The 19,389-nt window shown below is 54.5% G+C and carries 18 protein-coding genes; 5 read left to right on the top strand and 13 right to left on the bottom strand.

Annotated elements, in window-relative coordinates:
• Positions 1-563 precede the first annotated feature (563 nt).
• Positions 564-3,785 carry a ribonuclease E gene (gene rne / locus KXR87_RS00290; RefSeq protein WP_437430281.1) on the top strand — a complete coding sequence of 1,074 codons (3,222 nt, stop codon included), beginning with the start codon at positions 564-566 and terminating at the stop codon, positions 3,783-3,785.
• A 42-nt stretch (positions 3,786-3,827) separates the two neighbouring features.
• Here rne and KXR87_RS00285 read toward each other — a convergent pair whose 3' ends face one another.
• A complete protein-coding gene (locus KXR87_RS00285; RefSeq protein ID WP_437430280.1) occupies positions 3,828-4,763 on the bottom strand; it encodes a LysR family transcriptional regulator in 936 nt (311 codons plus the stop codon).
• A gap of 113 nt (positions 4,764-4,876) precedes the next feature.
• Between KXR87_RS00285 and KXR87_RS00280 the strand changes: the two genes are divergently transcribed.
• Positions 4,877-6,091 carry an MFS transporter gene (locus KXR87_RS00280; RefSeq protein ID WP_437430279.1) on the top strand — a complete coding sequence of 405 codons (1,215 nt, stop codon included), beginning with the start codon at positions 4,877-4,879 and terminating at the stop codon, positions 6,089-6,091.
• Between the two features lie 72 nt (positions 6,092-6,163).
• Here the strand turns inward: KXR87_RS00280 and flgL are convergent, their stop codons facing one another.
• From flgL to flgB, 11 genes are all read right to left on the bottom strand, one after another.
• On the bottom strand, positions 6,164-7,117 hold the full coding sequence (flgL, locus tag KXR87_RS00275) for a flagellar hook-associated protein FlgL (protein ID WP_437430278.1): 954 nt from the start codon (positions 7,115-7,117) through the stop codon (positions 6,164-6,166).
• A gap of 14 nt (positions 7,118-7,131) precedes the next feature.
• Positions 7,132-8,769 carry a flagellar hook-associated protein FlgK gene (gene flgK / locus KXR87_RS00270; RefSeq protein WP_437430277.1) on the bottom strand — a complete coding sequence of 546 codons (1,638 nt, stop codon included), beginning with the start codon at positions 8,767-8,769 and terminating at the stop codon, positions 7,132-7,134.
• A gap of 76 nt (positions 8,770-8,845) precedes the next feature.
• A complete protein-coding gene (gene flgJ, locus KXR87_RS00265; protein ID WP_437430276.1) occupies positions 8,846-9,802 on the bottom strand; it encodes a flagellar assembly peptidoglycan hydrolase FlgJ in 957 nt (318 codons plus the stop codon).
• Positions 9,802-10,896: a flagellar basal body P-ring protein FlgI gene (locus KXR87_RS00260; RefSeq protein ID WP_437430275.1), complete on the bottom strand. Its 1,095-nt coding sequence runs from the start codon at positions 10,894-10,896 to the stop codon at positions 9,802-9,804. The genes flgJ and KXR87_RS00260 overlap by 1 nt, the downstream gene beginning before the upstream one ends.
• A 12-nt stretch (positions 10,897-10,908) precedes the next feature.
• Entirely contained in the window at positions 10,909-11,607 is a 699-nt protein-coding gene (locus KXR87_RS00255) for a flagellar basal body L-ring protein FlgH (protein WP_437430274.1), read from the bottom strand.
• 61 nt (positions 11,608-11,668) lie between these two features.
• Entirely contained in the window at positions 11,669-12,451 is a 783-nt protein-coding gene (flgG, locus tag KXR87_RS00250; RefSeq protein ID WP_437430273.1) for a flagellar basal-body rod protein FlgG, read from the bottom strand.
• 15 nt (positions 12,452-12,466) lie between these two features.
• Entirely contained in the window at positions 12,467-13,222 is a 756-nt protein-coding gene (locus KXR87_RS00245) for a flagellar basal body rod protein FlgF (RefSeq protein ID WP_437430272.1), read from the bottom strand.
• Positions 13,223-13,242: 20 nt separating this feature from the next.
• The gene (flgE, locus tag KXR87_RS00240; RefSeq protein WP_437430271.1) at positions 13,243-14,514 is read right to left on the bottom strand and encodes a flagellar hook protein FlgE; all 1,272 of its coding nucleotides are present in this window, start codon (positions 14,512-14,514) and stop codon (positions 13,243-13,245) included.
• 26 nt (positions 14,515-14,540) lie between these two features.
• Positions 14,541-15,227, bottom strand: a complete 687-nt coding sequence (gene flgD, locus KXR87_RS00235; protein ID WP_437430270.1) for a flagellar hook assembly protein FlgD — start codon at positions 15,225-15,227, stop codon at positions 14,541-14,543.
• Between the two features lie 11 nt (positions 15,228-15,238).
• Complete coding sequence (gene flgC, locus KXR87_RS00230) at positions 15,239-15,643, bottom strand: flagellar basal body rod protein FlgC (protein ID WP_437430269.1); 405 nt, start codon at positions 15,641-15,643, stop codon at positions 15,239-15,241.
• Between the two features lie 3 nt (positions 15,644-15,646).
• Positions 15,647-16,060 (bottom strand): flagellar basal body rod protein FlgB, encoded by a 414-nt coding sequence (gene flgB / locus KXR87_RS00225; protein ID WP_437430268.1) that lies wholly within the window; start codon positions 16,058-16,060, stop codon positions 15,647-15,649.
• Positions 16,061-16,218: 158 nt separating this feature from the next.
• On the opposite strand from flgB, the gene flgA reads away from it, so the two are divergent.
• The 3 genes from flgA (at position 16,219) to flgN (ending at position 17,693) form a co-directional block, all read left to right on the top strand.
• Positions 16,219-16,878 carry a flagellar basal body P-ring formation chaperone FlgA gene (flgA, locus tag KXR87_RS00220; protein ID WP_437430267.1) on the top strand — a complete coding sequence of 220 codons (660 nt, stop codon included), beginning with the start codon at positions 16,219-16,221 and terminating at the stop codon, positions 16,876-16,878.
• Positions 16,879-16,972: 94 nt separating this feature from the next.
• On the top strand, positions 16,973-17,266 hold the full coding sequence (flgM, locus tag KXR87_RS00215) for a flagellar biosynthesis anti-sigma factor FlgM (protein ID WP_437430266.1): 294 nt from the start codon (positions 16,973-16,975) through the stop codon (positions 17,264-17,266).
• 4 nt (positions 17,267-17,270) lie between these two features.
• Positions 17,271-17,693, top strand: a complete 423-nt coding sequence (flgN, locus tag KXR87_RS00210; RefSeq protein WP_437430265.1) for a flagella biosynthesis chaperone FlgN — start codon at positions 17,271-17,273, stop codon at positions 17,691-17,693.
• 62 nt (positions 17,694-17,755) lie between these two features.
• On the opposite strand, the gene murJ is transcribed toward flgN, so the two are convergent.
• The gene (gene murJ, locus KXR87_RS00205; protein ID WP_437430264.1) at positions 17,756-19,291 is read right to left on the bottom strand and encodes a murein biosynthesis integral membrane protein MurJ; all 1,536 of its coding nucleotides are present in this window, start codon (positions 19,289-19,291) and stop codon (positions 17,756-17,758) included.
• Between the last annotated feature and the right edge of the window lie 98 nt (positions 19,292-19,389).

Genomic DNA, 19,389 nt, shown 5'->3' with positions numbered 1-19,389 from the left:
TTCTAATTATCGCGGATGATTAGCGCCACTCATTTTTCTATGCTTATATTTAGACGTGATCCCGGATAACGTTGTTCTCCACAGATGATTTGGCGGTTATTAAGTCAATCGCCAGTCAAAAGTGAAAAAACTGTGAGTAACCGGGTGATAAAAGGTAAAAGTCAGCTTGCTATAACAGGGTTCGCAAGGAATAATGTTGCAGTTTTCCGCGTTGACTCTTGTTAATACAAGCAATTATGCGGAATGACCAGTTTTGCCTGTCCGACCATACACGCAGCAATGGCGTAAGACGTATTGGACTTTCAGGCACTTAGCGGGCTGCGGGTTGCAGTCCTTACCGGTAGATGGAATCTTCTCTGGAGAGTTTTTCCCAGGCTGTTCCCCTGATAATTGCGCTGTGTTTTCCACAGGAAATACAGGCAACCGACACACTGCGCCTCTTAAGCGAGCGACAACCGTGAGGTTGGCGACGTGAACAGACACGAGGCCATCGGTTCTCCCCCGGAAAGGCGTTATTATGCCCGCAGCTTAGTCGTCAATGTAAGAATAATGAGTAAGTTACGATGAAAAGAATGTTAATCAACGCAACTCAGCAAGAAGAGTTGCGTGTTGCCCTTGTGGATGGGCAGCGTCTGTACGATCTGGATATCGAAAGCCCAGGACACGAGCAGAAAAAAGCGAACATCTACAAAGGTAAAATCACGCGCATTGAGCCAAGTCTTGAAGCCGCATTTGTGGATTACGGTGCTGAACGACACGGTTTCCTGCCTCTCAAAGAGATTGCCCGCGAATACTTCCCTGCCAGTTACAATTCTCATGGTCGTCCGAACATCAAAGATGTGCTGCGCGAAGGCCAGGAAGTCATTGTTCAGATTGATAAAGAAGAACGCGGCAATAAAGGCGCTGCGCTGACTACCTTTATCAGCCTTGCCGGCAGTTACCTGGTGCTGATGCCAAACAACCCGCGTGCGGGTGGTATCTCCCGCCGTATTGAAGGCGACGATCGCACCGAGTTAAAAGAAGCGCTCGCCAGTCTGGAACTTCCGGATGGCATGGGCCTTATCGTTCGTACCGCAGGGGTTGGCAAGTCAGCCGAAGCGTTACAGTGGGATTTAAGTTTCCGTCTTAAGCACTGGGAAGCTATCCAGAAAGCCGCTGAGAGCCGCCCCGCCCCGTTCCTGATCCATCAGGAAAGCAACGTCATCGTTCGCGCTTTCCGTGATTATCTGCGTCAGGACATTGGTGAAATCCTGATTGATAACCCGAAAGTGCTTGAGCTGGCACGCCAGCACATTGCTGCTCTGGGTCGTCCGGATTTCAGCAGTAAAATCAAACTCTACACCGGTGAGATTCCGCTGTTCAGCCACTATCAGATTGAATCCCAGATAGAATCCGCTTTCCAGCGTGAAGTCCGCCTGCCGTCCGGTGGCTCCATCGTTATTGACTCCACCGAAGCACTGACCGCTATCGATATCAACTCCGCCCGCGCAACCCGTGGTGGTGATATCGAAGAAACCGCGTTTAATACCAACCTTGAAGCCGCCGATGAAATCGCGCGTCAGCTTCGTTTACGCGACCTCGGCGGCCTGATTGTTATCGACTTTATCGATATGACACCAGTGCGTCACCAGCGCGCGGTCGAAAACCGCCTGCGCGAAGCCGTTCGCCAGGATCGTGCACGTATTCAGATTAGTCACATCTCCCGCTTTGGTCTGCTGGAGATGTCCCGTCAGCGCCTGAGTCCTTCTCTGGGCGAATCGAGCCACCACGTCTGCCCGCGTTGTACGGGTACGGGTACGATTCGTGACAATGAATCCCTCTCTCTGTCGATTCTGCGTCTTATCGAAGAAGAGGCGCTGAAAGAAAATACGCAGGAAGTGCATGCCATCGTACCGGTGCCTATTGCCTCTTACCTGCTGAACGAGAAGCGTACGGCCGTTAACGCGATTGAAACCCGCCAGAACGGTGTTCGTTGTGTGATTGTGCCGAACGATCAGATGGAAACGCCGCACTATTCCGTGCTGCGCGTGCGTAAAGGCGAAGAGACAGCCACCCTTAGCTACATGCTGCCTAAGCTGCATGAAGAAGAGATGGCACTCCCGTCCGAAGAAGAAGCTGCTGAGCGAAAACGCCCTGAGCAGCCGGCACTGGCTGCCTTTGTCATGCCTGACATCCCGCCGGTTCCTCAGGCCCCTGCAACGCCGGTTACACAACCTCAACCTGCGTCGCCAGCACCTAAGGCTGCAACACCTGCAGCGCCTGGCTTCCTGAGTCGTCTCTTCACAGCCCTGAAAAATCTCTTTGCAGGCAACGAGCCCGTAGCCCCTGCTGAGGAGATACAAGAGAAGAAAGAAGAGAAGCCGGAGCGCACCCAGGAGCGTCGCAAGCCGCGTCAGAACAATCGCCGTGACCGCAACGATCGCGGGGAACGTGGCGAGCGCAACGAGCGTCGTGACAACCGTGCAGAAGGTAATGAAGCACGCGAAGGCCGTGAGGACAATCGCCGTAACCGCCGCGAGAAACCTCAGCAGAGTAACGAGGATCGCGAGCTTCGCCAGACCGTCGTGGCCGATGAGGGTGAAAAAACCAAATCTGAGCATCAGCCACGCCGTGAGCGCAACCGTCGTCGGAATAACGATGACAAGCGTCAGCCCCAGCCGGATGTCAAAGCGCAGGAGCGCGAAGAGCAGCCTGAGCAGGAAACAGCCCAGGAAGAGCGGGTTCAGGTTATGCCGCGCCGTAAGCAGCGCCAGCTGACACAAAAAGTTCGTTCCGGCGAAGTGCAGAGTGATGTGCAGAGTGTTGAGCCGGACGCCATCGCAAAAGATGCTCCCGCAGAGCGTACTGAGCTTGCTAAACGTGACCTGCCTGCCGTTGTCGATGCTGTCGCTGAGCAGGAAGAGTCTACAGAAGCGCGTGATAATGCGGGTATGCCGCGCCGTTCACGTCGTTCGCCGCGCCATCTGCGTGTGAGCGGTCAGCGCCGTCGTCGCTATCGTGATGAGCGTTATCCGACGCACTCTGCGATGCCGTTGGCTGTAGCCTGTGCGTCCCCTGAAATGGCCTCTGGCAAAGTGTGGATCACCTATCCGGTGGTTCGTCCTCAGGATGAAGTGCAGGAAACCCAGGTTACTGAGCAACCTTCCGTGCAAGACGAGCAGACTGCGCAGGAGGCATCTCCATTGGTCGCTGAAGTTCAGCTGGTCACCGCAGAAGCCGAACAGCAGCCTGTCGAGGTGGTTGAAGCGCCAGCCGCGGTGGTCGTTGAACCAGTCACCCCTGTTGACCAGCCACAACAGGTGGACGTGGAAACGTCGCACCCGGAAGTGATCAACACACCGGTTGAGGCACAGCCGCAGCTCATCTCTGACGCTGACAAGGCGGTAGCTGACACCGTGGTTGACGAGGTGGTTAGCGCCGCCGAGCCAGAGGTGAATAACCGCGAAGCAGCCATTGCAACGCCGGTGGAAGTGACGCCGGTTGTCGCTGAGCGCGCGAGCGATGAGCAGGAACCTGCCGCGCCTGTCGCCCACGCCGCTGATGCGAAAGTCACGGCAGTGGCAGAACGCACTCCGGTTGCAGCTTCGCACGAAACCCATGCAGTAGTCAGTCATGCTACCGCGCCGATGACCAAAGCCCCGGCCCCGGACTACGTTCCGGAAGCGCCTCGTCACAGCGACTGGGTACGTCCTCAGTTCGACTTTGAAGGTAAAGGGTCTGCCGGTGGCCATAGCGCTACACATACGGCCACTGCGCCAGCAACCCGCCCTCAGTCAGCGGAATAAGTTCTGACAAACCCTGACAAGCCGACCTTCGGGTCGGCTTTTTTATGCCTGCGCACCGGGCTGGCGCATCCCGCTCATTTCCGGCATCACTTCACGCATCAACTGCAAAAACATGCGCAGTCTCGCAGGATAGTAGCGAGCCCAGGGGTACACCAGATGAACCGGCAGTGGGGCTGGCATCCACTCCGGCAGCACCGCCACCAGCCTGCCGTGTCGGATATCCTCCTCCACCGTCCAGCTTGATACCGCTGCCACGCCTAAGCCTGCCAGCGCAGTATTACGTGCCACATAAAGGCTGTCGGTGTATAACCGCGGCGCGAGGACGATCCTTTCTGGCTCAGCATGCTGTGAATGATTAAGCGAAATATCATGCTGATAAAAGGTACTCAATGCTATCCACGGCAGTTCACTCAGTTGCGAGGGTTGCGTCAGCGGCTGATAACGGGCCAGTAATTCCGGGGAGGCCACCAGGCAACGAGGGACTTCTGCTAACAGTACCGATACCGTTGCCGGATCCACCTCCGCCCCCACGCGGATAGCGCAGTCGATATTGTCACTGAGGAAGTTGACATTTTTATCATTGAGCATCCACTCTACGTTCAGCTGAGGATAGCGTTGCAGAAACCGGGTGAGGGGCGAAAGAAGCTGTTCCTGACCAAATGCGTGGGGTGCGCGTACTCTGAGCATGCCTACCGGTTCATCCCCGGCCTGACTGAGCGCGTCTTCCAGACTCACCCAGGCATCAATAACCCGTTTCGCATGCTGATAACAGCGCTCGCCATCATCGGTAAGTTTCATTGCATGCGTGCTACGCAGGAGCAGTTTCACACCCAGCAGCGTTTCCAGTGACTGTAACCGTCGGCTCACGGTGGCCTGGGTGGTATCAAGCTGCCGTGCTGCTGCAGAAAGGGATCCCGCTTCGACAATACGCACCAGGGTACGCATTAAATCCACTCTATCTATACGCTCTGTGCGCATTTTATTCCCTCCTGGTTATACGTTATGCGTATAACCGTTTTACCATCTCGCTATCTACCACGCTATGCGGAATTCATAAAAAATGTTCTCACACCCAATATGAGGAAAACCTTATGAACCGTCATTCTCAACCGTTACTTGTTGCGCGCTGGATAATCTTCGTGCTGGCAATGGGCGCGGGGTTTAGTGTGGCAGCGATTTATTATGCCCAGCCACTGCTCCCGCTGATGGGTAGCGACCTGCATTTGACCATTAACGGCATGGGGCTTGTGCCGACGCTTACTCAGGCTGGCTATGCGCTGGGGATCCTTTTTTTACTGCCGCTGGGTGACCGTTACGATCGCCGCCGCCTGATCCTTACAAAATGTACCGCGCTTGCCCTTTTGCTGCTGGCCTGTAGTTTTACAACCACCCTCTCTACGCTGCTGGTAGTCAGTCTGCTACTGGGCATGGCCGCCACGATGGCGCAGGATATCGTACCGGCCGCCGCCATACTGGCCCCGGAGGGTAAACAGGGCAAAACGGTGGGTACCGTAATGACCGGTTTGTTATTGGGTATTCTGCTTTCGCGAACCGTCAGTGGTTTTGTGGGTGCCGCCTTTGGCTGGCGCATCATGTTTCAGTTAGCGGCGGTGAGCATCGCGTTCATCGGCACGTTAATGTGGTTTGTGCTGCCACGCTTCGCCATTCACTCTACGCTGAGTTACCCCCAGCTGTTGAAGTCTATGGCGCATCTCTGGCAGCGCTACCCTGCGCTGCGCCGTGCTGCGTTTGCGCAGGGCTTTTTATCCATTGCCTTTAGTGCCTTCTGGTCTACCCTTGCCGTCATGTTGCTTGAAAAGTATCACCTGGGCAGCGCCGTCGCTGGGACATTCGGAATAGCAGGTGCCGCAGGCGCGCTGGCCGCCCCGCTTGCAGGTGGTCTTGCCGATAAAGTCGGTGCTGAAAAAGTAACCCAGCTTGGTGCGGCGCTTGTCTCCGCCTCCTTCGCGCTGATGTTTGTTCTGCCGCTGGTCTCCCCGCAGGCACAGCTGGTGATTATCGCCCTTGCAGCGGTTGGCTTTGACCTGGGCTTGCAGTCCAGTCTGGTTGCTCATCAGAATCTGGTCTATGGGCTTGAACCTCAGGCGCGTGGCCGACTGAATGCCTTACTCTTTACCGTCGTATTTATCGGCATGGCTCTGGGGTCTGCGCTGGGCAGTAAAGTTTACACCTTTGCAGGCTGGTCTGGCGTGGTGGCGCTGGCGACAGTGACCGGGCTTATCGCGCTGGTTATTCGCCTCGTTGACAGCCGTCGGTTACAGGCGGCGGCGAGGAATGCAGGATAAAAAAAACCCGCACCGGTTTGCGGTGCGGGCACACAAACCATACCCAGTTTCAAGATATGGTCAAAACGAAAATTACTTATTGAGCTGGAACAGCGACATGCCCTGCATGTCGCTAAATGCTTTATAGGATGCCTGTAATGCCGCTTGCTGCATGGTGTACGAGGAGATGGCTGCGTTCCAGTCCACGTTGACCAGATCGCTCATCTGCTGCGTTAACCCCAACGCACGGTCATCACCTAATGAGTCCAGCTTATCCAGCTCGTCAAGCTGGGTTCCCAGCTCTGCACGCACGGTCAGCACATTGTTCAGGGAGTTACGCAAACCACGGTTTGCTTTGTCCAGTGCGGCCTGAGACGTCTCCTTCGCCGTTTCGTCATCCCCTACCGGCACTTTCAGTGCGGCAATGACGTCATCCAGCATGTCAAAGACGTTAGTCTGGGAATCCGTACCGTCTGGCTCTTTCACCGCATTGCTGCTGATGTTATCGAAGACCTGCGTGCCGGTATGGGCTATTACCATGGTACGTGCGGAATCAACCTGCTGCGTAATGGCTTCAGGACCACCGCTGTAAGCGCCAGACGTTTTATTGAACGGGGGCTCGCTGGTTTTATAACCACCAAAAATGTAGCGGCCATTGCCATCAGTGCTGTTCGCCAGGTTCATCAGCTGATCGCGAATCCCCTGAAGTTCGGTAGCCATTGAGGCACGGTCATCGTCACTCAGGGAGCCGTTGCCGGCTTTAACGACACTGGTTTGAGCCGCCGTCACCGCCGTGGTGACCTGGCTTAGTACATTCTCTTCCAGCGAAATTTTCTGGTTGGCAAAAGTACGCGCCGTTTTATATTGCTCGTTCTGTGCCTGCGCCTGAGAAACCACTACCGCCTGCGATGCAGCAATAGGGTCATCTGAAGGACGGTTAACGCGCAGGCCGGTAGACATTTGCTCGCCGTATCCCAACCACTTACTTTGTGAGTTGGTGATACCACGCATGTTTTGTTCATACATCATCTGGGTACTGATACGCATCAATCACCTCTTACTTAGCGTATGTTCAGTAACGCATCAAACAGGCTGCTTGCAGTCTGCAGAACCTGTGCGTTGGCGAGATAATACTGCTGGTAGCGCTGCAGATTACCGTACTCTTCATCCAGGTTAACCCCGGAGATGGACTGCTGCTGATTACTCAGCTGCGTCACCACGTTCTCCTGCGTCGTGCTGCTGGTTTTAAGTGTGGCGGTCGTGGTACCAATGGTGCTTATCAGCGACGCATAGGCATCGTTGAAGCTCTTGGCTCCACCCACTTTTTTCGCACTTTGCAAATCCAGCAGCGCCTGACCATTTTTGTTGTCACTGGCACCCGTATCCGCGCCCGCAGCCATAGCGATTTTCGACTCATCGGTGATCGCCACATCCATATTGATGATGGCGTTGGCGACCGGCTTGACGGTAAAGCTGTCGTTTTTCACAGCCGCACCAGAGACGTTAATTTTCAGGCCATCGAAATTAAGGGCTCCACCGGATTGCGTTGCCGCAAATGAGGTGTTATCCGCAAGGCGTGTGACGGTCCAGCCAGCAGTGGTTTTGGTAATTTTATAATCCGTCGCCTTCACGCTGCTGCTGTCGGTCACGACGGCAGTCATTGTCGCATTGCCCGTATTTTTCGCATTGCTGAAGGTGGTGGGACTACCAATTTTGAAGAAATTTTTGCCTTGTTCGCCATCGACGTCATAGCCAGCTTTATGCTGTTTATTAAACGCATCAGCAAAGGAGAGCGCCAGTTGGCCAAGGGTATTACGGGTCTGATCAAGATCCTGCGAACGGAAGGTTAACAGCCCACCGAGTGAACCACTGTTCAGCAGCTTTTCCGGGATCTCAACATTACCTGCGGTGTTATCCACATAGGCCACGGTAGTACGCGCCGAATCGTCACTGGAGGCTACTGCCGCCAGCTGACGCGCTGTACTCCCCTGCACCAGGGTATAACCATTTGCCATGGTCACGTTATAGGTGTTGCTGTCCTGAACACTGACTTCAACCCCAACAATTTTATTCAGCTCACTGACCAACTGGTCACGCTGATCGAGCAGATTGTTTGGCGATGCGCCCGCGCCAACGCCGGTCAGACGTGAGATCTGATCGTTGAGGTTGGCAATCTGCTTGGTAAAGCTGTTGATCTGATCGACACTCGACGAGATCGAAATATTGATCTGTTTGTCCTGATCGCGCAGGTACTGATCGGTAACCTGGAACTGGTTGACTAATGCATCCGCCTTACCGAGCAAACTCTGACGTGACGCCGGATCTTCGGCGTTGCTCACCAGGGTTTGCAGGCTTGAGAAGAACCCCTGCAGGGACGTCGACAACGAGTTGGTGGTACTCGACACCATGTCGTTGATTTTAGACATCTGCTGGTAGCGCGTCGTCAGACCGCTACTCTGCGTTTGGGCACCGCGAAGCTGGTTCGAGATGAAAGCGTCATATTCGCGCTGCACGCCGGAGACAAAGGCCCCATTACCCACCCAACCGCCTGCGCCCAGGGTACTGTTGGCAGCAGAGATGACGGTTGTCTGACGGGTATAGCCCGCCACGTTATAACTTGAGATGTTATTACTGGTGGTATTCAGTGCAGCCTGGGCTGCACTGAGGCCGCTCATGGCGCTGTTAATCAAGCTGGACATGGAGGTTCCTTATTAACTTTTAAGACATAAGTCCTGTTAACGATTATCGGCAACCTTGAGCTGAACTTGAGCCGTTTCAGAACAGATTTTCAATATCATTACTGTAGGCTTTGCTGACCTTCTCCCCCATCGATTTGAGCTGCTGAATCATGGAGGTTAATTTTTGTGCATACTTAGGATCGGTCGCATACCCGGCATTCTGCAGTGCCTGCGCACCCTGCTCCGCCGTGGCGGCGGTGGTGACGGCGGCGTAGCGCGGATTACGGGTTAACATACCCACGTAATCGGACAAGGCTTCGAGGTATGAGCCATAAACGCGGAACTTCGCTTTGACCTTCTTCGCTTCACCGTTTTCAAATTCCGTGGTGGTGATTTCAGTGACCGGGCCTTTCCAGCTTGAGGTGGCTTTCACACCAAACAGGTTAAAGCTCGGTTCACCGTTTTCGCGTTTAATCTGCCGTTGTCCCCAGCCTGACTCAAGGGCAGCCTGGGCCAGAATCAGATGGTGCGGCACCCCGCTCTGCTGGCTGGCCAGACGAGCGGGTAGCGAGAGTTGCGCCAGGAAGTCTTTGCTGTCGCCACTCATCGGTTCATCAGTGGTTTCTGGCGCTTTTGGTACGGCTTTACGAACCATTTGCGCCAGGGTTTGGTTTTGCAGGGTATTGATCGTTTCCAGGTCAAATTTCATTGGCACCTGTTGCATACGATCGCCAGCCTCAACGGGAGCCTGTTCCCCGGTCATCTGCTTAACCATCATCTCTGCCAGCCCCAGTCCCTTCCCGGCCGTCATCTGCTGGGCGATTTGCTGGTCATACATGCTGGTATACAACCGCGTGGAGTCGCTACTGAACAGACCGTCTTTCGGCAGAGCTTCGCGCATGCTTTTCAGCATCATCTGCACGAACATCCCTTCGACCTGACGGGCCACCGGCCGGATGTTGGCCTGCGGATCCTGTCCGGCTTTGATTTTCAGCTCATTCAGGGATTGCGCATCCCATGCAGCGCTTGCGTTCAGGCGGTTGTCAGTCAGCATCAGATGATCTCCAGCTTCGCACGCAGGCAGCCTGCGCTTTGCATCGACTGCAGGATGGACATGAGATCAATAGGTGTTGCGCCCAGCGCGTTAAGCGCACGCACCACGTTGTTGAGGTTGGCGCTGGAACGAATGCTCTGCAGCGAACCGCCACTTTGACGCAAGTCGATCTGCGTCTGCGGCGTCACCACGGTCTGTCCACCACCAAACGGCGTATTAGGCTGGCTTACGTTAGCAGACTGATTCACCGTGACCGAAAGGTTACCCTGAGCCACCGCACAGTTATCCAGGGTTACTTCGCGGTTCATCACCACCGAGCCGGTACGGGAGTTAATTACAATTTTGGCATCCTGCGGCGCGGCGCCGACTTCAAGATTCTGAATGTCCGCCAGCATGCGTACCTGAGAGCTGCCGCCCTGCGGCACCCGAACCTGAACGGTACGGGCATCCAGTGCGGTCGCCCCGCCCATACCACGGCGGTTAATGGTGTCAGCAATCTGCTGCGCCATCGTAAAATCATCCTGATTGAGCTGCAGGTTGAGGGTATTGCCGTTACCGAACTGCGACGGCAGTTCACGTTCAATCACCGCACCACCGGTAATGCGGCCACCATTAAGCTGGTTTACCGCCACGCTGCTACCACCGGCTGATGCACCCGCACCGCCGACCAGAATATTCCCCTGCGCCAGCGCGTAAACCTGGCTGTCAACGCCTTTGAGCGGCGTCATCAGCAGCGTACCGCCGCGAAGGCTTTTGGCGTTACCCATAGAGGAGACAACAACGTCAATTGTCTGGCCCTGACGGCCAAACGCTGGCAGTTGCGCGGTGACCATTACCGAGGCGACGTTTTTTAACTGCATGTTGGTGCCCGCAGGGACGGTAATCCCCATCTGGGACAGCATGTTATTGATACTTTGCGTGGTGAACGGCGTCTGGGTCGTCTGGTCACCCGTTCCGTCAAGGCCTACCACCAGGCCATAGCCAATAAGTGAGTTTTCACGTACGCCCTGTACACTGGTGAGATCCCGGATACGCTCAGCCTGGGCAAAAGTTGCCAGCAGGATTAACGCCAGTCCAGTCAGATATCTAAACATAATGCACCCCGGTTACATCGGCGATAAGTTGAGGAAGAAACGTTGCAGCCAGCCCATGTTCTGCGCTTCGTTGATGTAGCCATTGCCCACATATTCGATACGCGCATCCGCCACCTGGGTGGACGGAACCGTGTTGCTGCCGCTGATGGTGCGTGGATTAACCACACCTGAGAAGCGGATGAATTCAGTGCCCTGGTTGATGGCAATCTGTTTTTCACCCACGACATGTAAATTGCCATTGATCAGTACCTGATCGACGGTGACGGTCAACGTACCGCTAAACGTGTTGCTGGCATTGGCGCCACCCTTTCCATTAAAGGAGTTGCTGCCTGAGCTCGAAAGATCCGCACGGGCATTACCAAACAGCCCTTCAAGATAACGGGGCGTGGTTTCCATGCCAAAACTGCTTTTGCCATCACGGCTGGCGTTGGCGGATGAGCTTTTACTGGCGCTGACGTTTTCCTGCAGCACTAACGTCAGCGTGTCGCCCACATTACGCGGACGTCTGTCTTCAAACAGTGGCTGATAACCATAGTTAATCGGCTGCGCGGTTTGATAAATAGAACCATTGACCACAGGAACGGGGCCTGGCATTGGTTGGGCGGTGGTGGCGCCCTGCACCAGCGGAGTTGAAGGAACCCATGCACACCCGCTGAGGGTGACAGCCAGTAAAGCCAAAACAGGGTAACGGCCGGTGGTGAATTTTTGCATTACATTCATCTTCAAAATCAGGGTTCCGGTGCCGCCTTTTACAGCCACACCGGAATACGCCTTAGAGTTGCGACAGTTTCTGCAGCATCTGATCGGTTGTGGAGACCGCTTTGCTGTTAATTTCATACGCACGCTGAACCTGGATCATATTGACCAGTTCTTCAGCCACGTTAACGTTCGACGTTTCCACATAGCCCTGGTAGAGCAGCCCTGCACCATTCAGGCCTGGCGTCGTATCATTTGGTGCGCCTGAAGACTGGGTTTCGATGTAGAGGTTTTCACCAATACTTTCGAGGCCGGTGTCATTCATAAAGGTAGTGAGGTTTAACTGCCCCACCTGCACCGCAGCTGCCGCACCCTGCTGGGTCGCACTGACCACACCATCACGCCCAATGGTAATGCTAAGGGTGTTTGCCGGGATGGTAATTGCAGGCTGAACCTGGAAGCCGCCCGCCGTCACCAGCTGGCCATTCTGATCCACCTGGAACGAACCGTCACGGGTGTAAGCAGAAGTCCCATCCGGCAGCAGCACCTGGAAGAAGCCCTGACCTTTAATGGCTACATCTTTGCTGTTATTGGTCTGAGACAAGTTACCCTGGCTGTGCAGACGCTCGGTCGCCACAGGACGCACACCGGTACCGACCTGCAGGCCAGAAGGCAGTGTTGTCTGTTCAGAAGACTGGGCGCCTGGCTGGCGAATAGTCTGGTAGAGCAAATCTTCAAATACCGCACGCTGGCGTTTAAAACCGTTAGTACTGACGTTCGCCAGGTTGTTGGCGATAACGTCCATATTGGTTTGCTGCGCATCAAGGCCGGTTTTAGCGATCCATAATGAACTGATCATAGGTAATCCTGTTTATTAGCTCAGAGACAGCAACTGATTGGCGCGCTGCGCATTTTCATCAACGTTGCCAATCACTTTCATTTGCATCTCAAATCGGCGGGCACTGGCTATCATGTCAGCCATAGCTTCCACCGCTTTAACGTTACTGCCTTCCAGCACACCAGACATAACGGTGATGGTCGGGTCAGCCTGGAGAACAGGGCCACGTGTAGCCTGGGCTGCCGGAGTCAGGCGGAAAAGACCGTCATCACCGCGTGCTACTTCGTTGCCCTGCGCTTTCACAAGCTTAAGCTTGCCGACCGGCGAAACCGTATTTGGCGCATCCCCGGCCGTCAGGGCGGAGATAGTACCGTCAGCAGCGATAGTGACCTGAGAGCCTTCCGGTACGGCGATAGGTCCTGCTTCACCAATGACCGGGTTTCCGCCAATGGTCAGCTGACCGGTCGGGCTCACCTGGATGTTACCGTTACGGGTATACCCCTCGGTGCCATCTTTACCCTGTACGACGAGCCAACCGTCCTGCTGCAGCGCCACGTCCAGCGGACGCGACGTGTAGTCCATCTGACCTGGGGTCATATCCGCGCCCGGCGTTGACTCAACCACCAGCGTACGGGTCGGCACTGACATACCTTGTACCGGTACCGCACGCAGCGCATTGAGCTGAGCACGAAAGCCCGGTGTTGAAGCGTTTGCGAGGTTGCTGGCGGTCACAGCCTGCTGGTTCAGCGTCTGGCTGGCGGCACCCATCGCGGTGTATATTGCGTGATCCATTAGGCTATCCCGTCAGGCGATTAACGCAGGTTAACCAGCGTGTTAAGGATCTGATCCTGGGTTTTGATGGTCTGCGCATTCGACTGATAGTTACGCTGCGCGACAATCATGTTGACCAGTTCTTTACTCAGATCCACGTTTGATGCTTCAAGCGCGCCATTGGTCAGCGTACCGAAGTTACCGGTACCTGCCGTACCCAGCAGCGCAACACCGGAGGCATTAGTCGCAGACCAGACGTTATCGCCCTCAGATTTCAGCCCTTCGTTATTGGCAAAGTTTGCCAGTACGATTTGGCCGAGCAGCTGTGTTTGTTCGTTGGAGTAAGTCCCGACTACGGTGCCGTCGTCATTGATGGTGTAGCTCACCATCGTGCCCGGCTTGTAACCGTTCTGTGAGGTGGAAACAATGGCGCTGGTGCCGACGTTCTGCTGCATTGAGCCCTGGAAGCTCAAAGAGAAGGTTGACGGAGTCGCGCCGTTCAGGGCACCGGTCCTCACCGTGATTGACGGCGTGGCGTTGGCAGTAGCGTTCAGTACATAGGTCTGCGGCGTGGTGTTTTGCGCGATATAGTTGCGAACACCTTCGATATTACCGTTGGCATCAAAACTCATCTGGGCAGATTTCACCGCTGCGGAACCGGCCACGCTGGTGTCCTGGGTGTAAACGTCCCATTTGTTATTGGTGGTTTTGACGTAGTAGACGTTCATGTCATGGGAGTTACCCTGAGTGTCATAAACGGTAACCGGCCCTTTTTTGTTATAGCTGTTTGCATTCGCCGGGTCGAAAACAGCGACCGTCGGCACGGCGTCGGATGAGTTCAGGTTCATCTGCATTGCTGCGGTGGTGGTCGTTTTCGCGGACATCAGATCGTTTGGAATATTAATCCCGGCCGGGTTACCACCAGTCTGAATTTCCGGCGGAGAACCTACCGCTGCATAGCCCGTGACGGCCAGACCCTGCATGTTTACCAGGTTACGGTTTGCATCCAGCGTGAACTGGCCGTTACGGCTGTAGTAAACGGAACCGTTTGTATCGGTGAGGCGGAAAAAGCCGTTCTGGCTGATTGCCACGTCCAGGCCACGACCGGTGTTGGTAGTAGTACCGTCGTTGAAGTCCTGAGTAATACCCGCTACTTTCACACCCAGACCGACTTTAGATCCTGCAAACATGTCAGCGAAGGACGCGGTGCTGGATTTGAAGCCATAGGTGGCGGAGTTGGCGATGTTGTTACCAATGAGATCGAGGTTAGTTGCAGCAGCATTCAAACCGCTGACCGCTTGTGAAAAGGCCATGACTTACTCCTGATAAGTGTTAAGGCTTAAATAATCTGCCGAACTTCGTCGAGCGTGGTATTACCGTAAGTACCAAGATCTAAGGTGCTACCATTAGAGGTACGCGTTACTGCCTGTACCAGCGCATACTGCAACGGTTGAGCAACCAGCTGCGTTGCGCCAGAGCTGGCGGCGATAGAAACTTTATAAGAGCCGTCAATTGCGGTAGTGCCATCCAGCAGCTTCCCGTCCCAACTGAACGTATGGACGCCCGCTTTCAGTGCGCCAAGCTCAATGGTCTGTACAACGGTGCCGTCTTTATTCGTGATGGTCGCGGTGGCTTTATCTGCCGCCTGCTCCAGCTCGACCCCAAACGGCGTGGTGGTGGAACTACCCGCCAGTACCGTGGTGCCAGGGACCATGACGCCATGACCAATCAACGTACTGGCCTGTACTGATTCGTTGTTATTAATCTGACCGGAAATCGATCCCAGCGTGGTGTTGAGTTTTTCGATACCGTTAAGGGTACTGATCTGCGCAAGTTGCGAGGTCAGTTCATTGTTCTGCAACGGATTCGTCGGGTCCTGGTTTTTCAACTGGGCTACCAGCAGGGTCAGGAAGCTACTTTGCAGGTCTGATGCACTACTTGTGGTCAGCGAAGAAGCACTGCTACTGCTGCTTGTGGAACTGGCACCGCTGGTGGTGGTGTCATTCACATTTACGGCGAAGGACATGAGCGTCTCCTTTACTGGCCGAGAGTGAGCGTCTTGAGCATCATGCTCTTAACGGTATTGAGCACTTCTACGTTCGCCTGGTAGCTGCGGGAAGCGGACATGGTGTTCACCATCTCGCCCACCACATCCACGTTCGGCATTTTGACGTAGCCATTGTTATCCGCGAGCGGGTTGCCCGGTTGATAAACCAGTTTTTCAGGAGCCTGACTTTCCACAACCTCAGCCACTTTTACCCCACCAGTAGCCTGACCCGGGGCCGCGTCTACCTGGAAGACGACCTGTTTTGCCCGGTAAGGCTGGCCATCTGGCCCGGTTACGCTGTCGGCGTTTGCCAGGTTACTGGCCGCCACGTTCAGGCGCTTGGACTGCGCGGTCAGTGCCGAGCCGGCGACATCAAAAATATTCAGTAATGCCATCTATCAGTTCCCCTGTAGCACGCTTTGCATGCTCTTAATCTGCCCGCCCAGGACGGTCAGACCCATTTGATATTTGACGCCATTGTCAGCAAACTGCGTCCGCTCGCGGTCCATATCGACGGTGTTACCATCCAGCGAAGGCTGGTCAGGGATGCGGTATAACAATTCGGTGGACGCTGTGGAGGTTGCCTGAGCCGGAATATGGCGGCTGGACGTTAAGGCCAGAGCAACGCCATTGGTTTCAGGACGACCACGCTCCATCACTTTTTTCAGCTCACTGGAAAAATCCAGATCACGTGCCTGATACCCTGGGGTATCAGCGTTGGCGATATTCGCGGCCAGGATTTCCTGGCGCTTTGCGCTCAGGTTCAGCGCTTCTTGCTGGAACCGTAACGCGGCATCAAGTTTATCGAGCATGGCTTCACCGCTGATGAGAATTATTTAGTCAATAGCTTAAATCTCATTACGTACGCCTTATCGTCAGAATAAGAGCAAAATGCGTCGCTATTTATTGCGTTGATAGATTTGCTCCCCGGTTAGAATTCTCTCATCCTTTCCACAGGCAGGAGTCTGCGATGAACATACTTAAAATCGGTTTAGCCGCGGCCTTACTGTTGTTAAGCCCTGCTTTGCTGGCTCAGGACCTGAATGCGCAACTGACCTCATTCTTTGCCACACGTCTGGCAGGTTTTAGTGATGAGGTTGTTGTGACGCTTCGCACACCGAAAAATTTGCTCCCGGCCTGTGAGCAGCCCGCGCTGAGCATGACCGGCAACGCGAAGCTGTGGGGAAATGTAAATGTGCTGGCACGGTGCGGTAACGAAAAACGGTATCTGCAGGTCAACGTCCAGGTAACGGGGAATTATGTTGTTGCAGCGCAGGCCATTACTCGTGGCAGCGCGCTTGAACCGGGTAGCGTGAAGCTCGCCCGAGGACGACTCGATCAATTACCGCCGAAGACTATGCTTGATATTACTCAGGCGCAGGACGCCGTCAGTCTGCGCGATCTCGCGCCAGGGCAGCCGGTCCAGCTCTCTCTCCTCCGTCAGGCCTGGCGGATAAAAGCAGGGCAACGCGTTCAGGTGATTGCTAACGGTGACGGCTTTAGTGTAAATGGTGAGGGTCAGGCTCTGAATAATGCAGCAGTGGCGCAAAACGCCAGGGTTCGAATGGCATCCGGCCAGATTGTGAGTGGCACGGTGGGGGCTGATGGGAATATTCTTATTAATCTATAATCTTTTTAAAGATTCCTCGGCTTCTGCCGATAAATAAGCAACGACTGAAGACTGGCCGCTCCCAAACGCCGGGAAACCTCAATGAGGAAACACTATGAGCATTGATCGTACATCGCCCCTGAAGCCTGTTAGTACTGTACAACCGCGCGAAGCAAGCGAAACACAGGCGCAAAAAGTACGTCAGGAAAAATCAGCCACTGCGAACAGCACTAACGTTACCCTGAGTGACGCGCAGGCAAAATTGATGAAGCCTGGTAGTAACGATATCAATATGGAACGCGTTGAGAAACTCAAAACCGCGATCCGCAATGGCGAACTGAAAATGGATACCGGCAAAATTGCCGATGCCCTGATCAGCGACGCACAGAGCTACTTACAGAGTAAATAACGGTATGAATGGACTGTCAGATATCCTTGATCAAATGACAGTTATCCTGAATGCGTTGAAAGACGTGATGGATGCTGAGCAGAAACAGCTTTCCGTGGGCCATGTGAATGGCAGTACGTTACAGCGTATTACGGAAGAGAAAAGTTCCTTGCTCGCTACCCTGGATTATCTTGAACAGCAGCGCCGCGCAGCGCAGAACCTGCAAAGCAGTGCGAATGATGATGTCGCAGATCGCTGGCAGCTTATTACCAAAAAAACGCAGCATTTGCGCGATCTGAACCAACACAATGGCTGGTTACTTGAAGGGCAAATCGCGCTGAATCAGAAAGCGCTCGAGGTGCTCAAGCCTCACCAGGAGCCAGGTCTCTATGGTGCAAATGGCCAGACCTTCTCCGGCAGCCGCGGCGGCAAAAAGATTTCCATCTGACGCTCAGCACGCCTGTCGGTCTCTGAACGGGAGTCGCCATTCTGGCAGACTCCCTTTTGTGTTTACCCTACCCGACGCGCGAACTCGCTAACCCTGAATCCGAGCAGGGCTAGCGTTGCGAAGTAAGCCACTACGCCCGCAATTACTACGGCAGAGAGGCGCATCAGGCGATGCGCCATGTTGCCGTCCGCCCACTCGGGCATGATGAAAAGCATTCCCACCAGCGCTGCGGACATCACCAGTACCGCCACCAACAGACGTACCAGGAAACTGCGCCAACCTGGCTGCGGCGTAAAAATGTTCTGCTTACGCAGTTGCCAGTAGAGCAGCCCGGCGTTCAGGCAGGCGGCAAGACCGATGGATAATGACAGCCCCGCATGCCTGAGCGGTCCGATAAAGGCGAGGTTCATCAACTGGGTCATGATAAGCGTAATAATGGCTATCTTTACGGGTGTCTTGATGTCCTGACGGGAGTAGAAACCCGGTGCCAGCACTTTTACCACGATGATGCCGATGAGACCCACCGAGTAGGCAATGAGCGCCTGCTGGGTCATCTGCGCGTCAAAGGCTGAAAATTTTCCATACTGGAATAACGAAATGGTTAAGGGTTTGGCCAGAATGCCCAACGCCACCGCACTGGGTAACGCCAGTAAAAAGCATAAACGCAGCCCCCAGTCCATCAATCGGCAGTACTGGTCATGGTTTCCACTGGCAAAACTGCGAGACAGCGAGGGTAATAATATGGTTCCGAGCGCTACGCCTAATACACCTGACGGGAACTCCATTAAACGGTCGGCGTAGTACATCCATGAGACGGAGCCTGAGACCAGAAAAGAGGCAAAGATGGTGTTGATAATGAGGGAAATCTGACTCACCGATACCCCGAGAATGGCCGGTCCCATCTGTTTTACCACGCGCATTGCGCCAGCATCACGGAAGTTCACCCGGGGCAACACCAGCATGCCGATTTTTTTCAGATGTGGCAGCTGATAAAGCAACTGCAGCACACCGCCAACGGTCACCGCCCATGCCAGGGCCAGTACCGGCGGGTGAAAATAGGGTGCGCCAAACAGGGCGAAACCAATCATGCTGATATTAAGGAAGGTCGGCGCAAATGCCGGCACCGAAAAGCGGTTCCAGGTATTCAGAATGGCCCCCGCCAGCGATGCCAGGGAGATAAGCAGAATATAAGGAAACGTAATTTGCAGCAGTTGTGATGTCAGGGCGAACTTATCCGCCGTGTTGGCAAAGCCCGGTGCCGTGACCAGAATCACCCAGGGTGCCGCCAGCATCCCGACAACGGTGACCAGCGCCAGCGCCAGGGTCAGTAACCCGGAAACATAGGCCACAAAGACGCGCGTGGCATCGTCGCCCTGTTTACTTTTATACTCCGCAAGAATAGGCACGAATGCCTGAGAAAACGCCCCCTCTGCAAATATACGACGCAGAAGGTTCGGTAATTTAAAAGCGACAAAAAAGGCGTCTGTCGCCACACCTGCACCAAATATTCTTGCCACGATGGCATCGCGCGCAAATCCCAGCACGCGAGAAAACATAGTCATTGAACTGACCGCAGCCAGTGATTTTAATAAATTCATTTAGGATCCCATAAGGCACAACGCCTGCAATGCAGGCGTTGGTAATGCGAAGCGCTTAGTCTACCGGGAATAATGCGAATTACTACCGGCAGATGTTA

This window comes from Yokenella regensburgei (assembly GCF_051486985.1).
GTDB lineage: Bacteria > Pseudomonadota > Gammaproteobacteria > Enterobacterales > Enterobacteriaceae > CBFFRJ01.
This window is presented reverse-complemented; position numbering and strand designations above follow the sequence as displayed.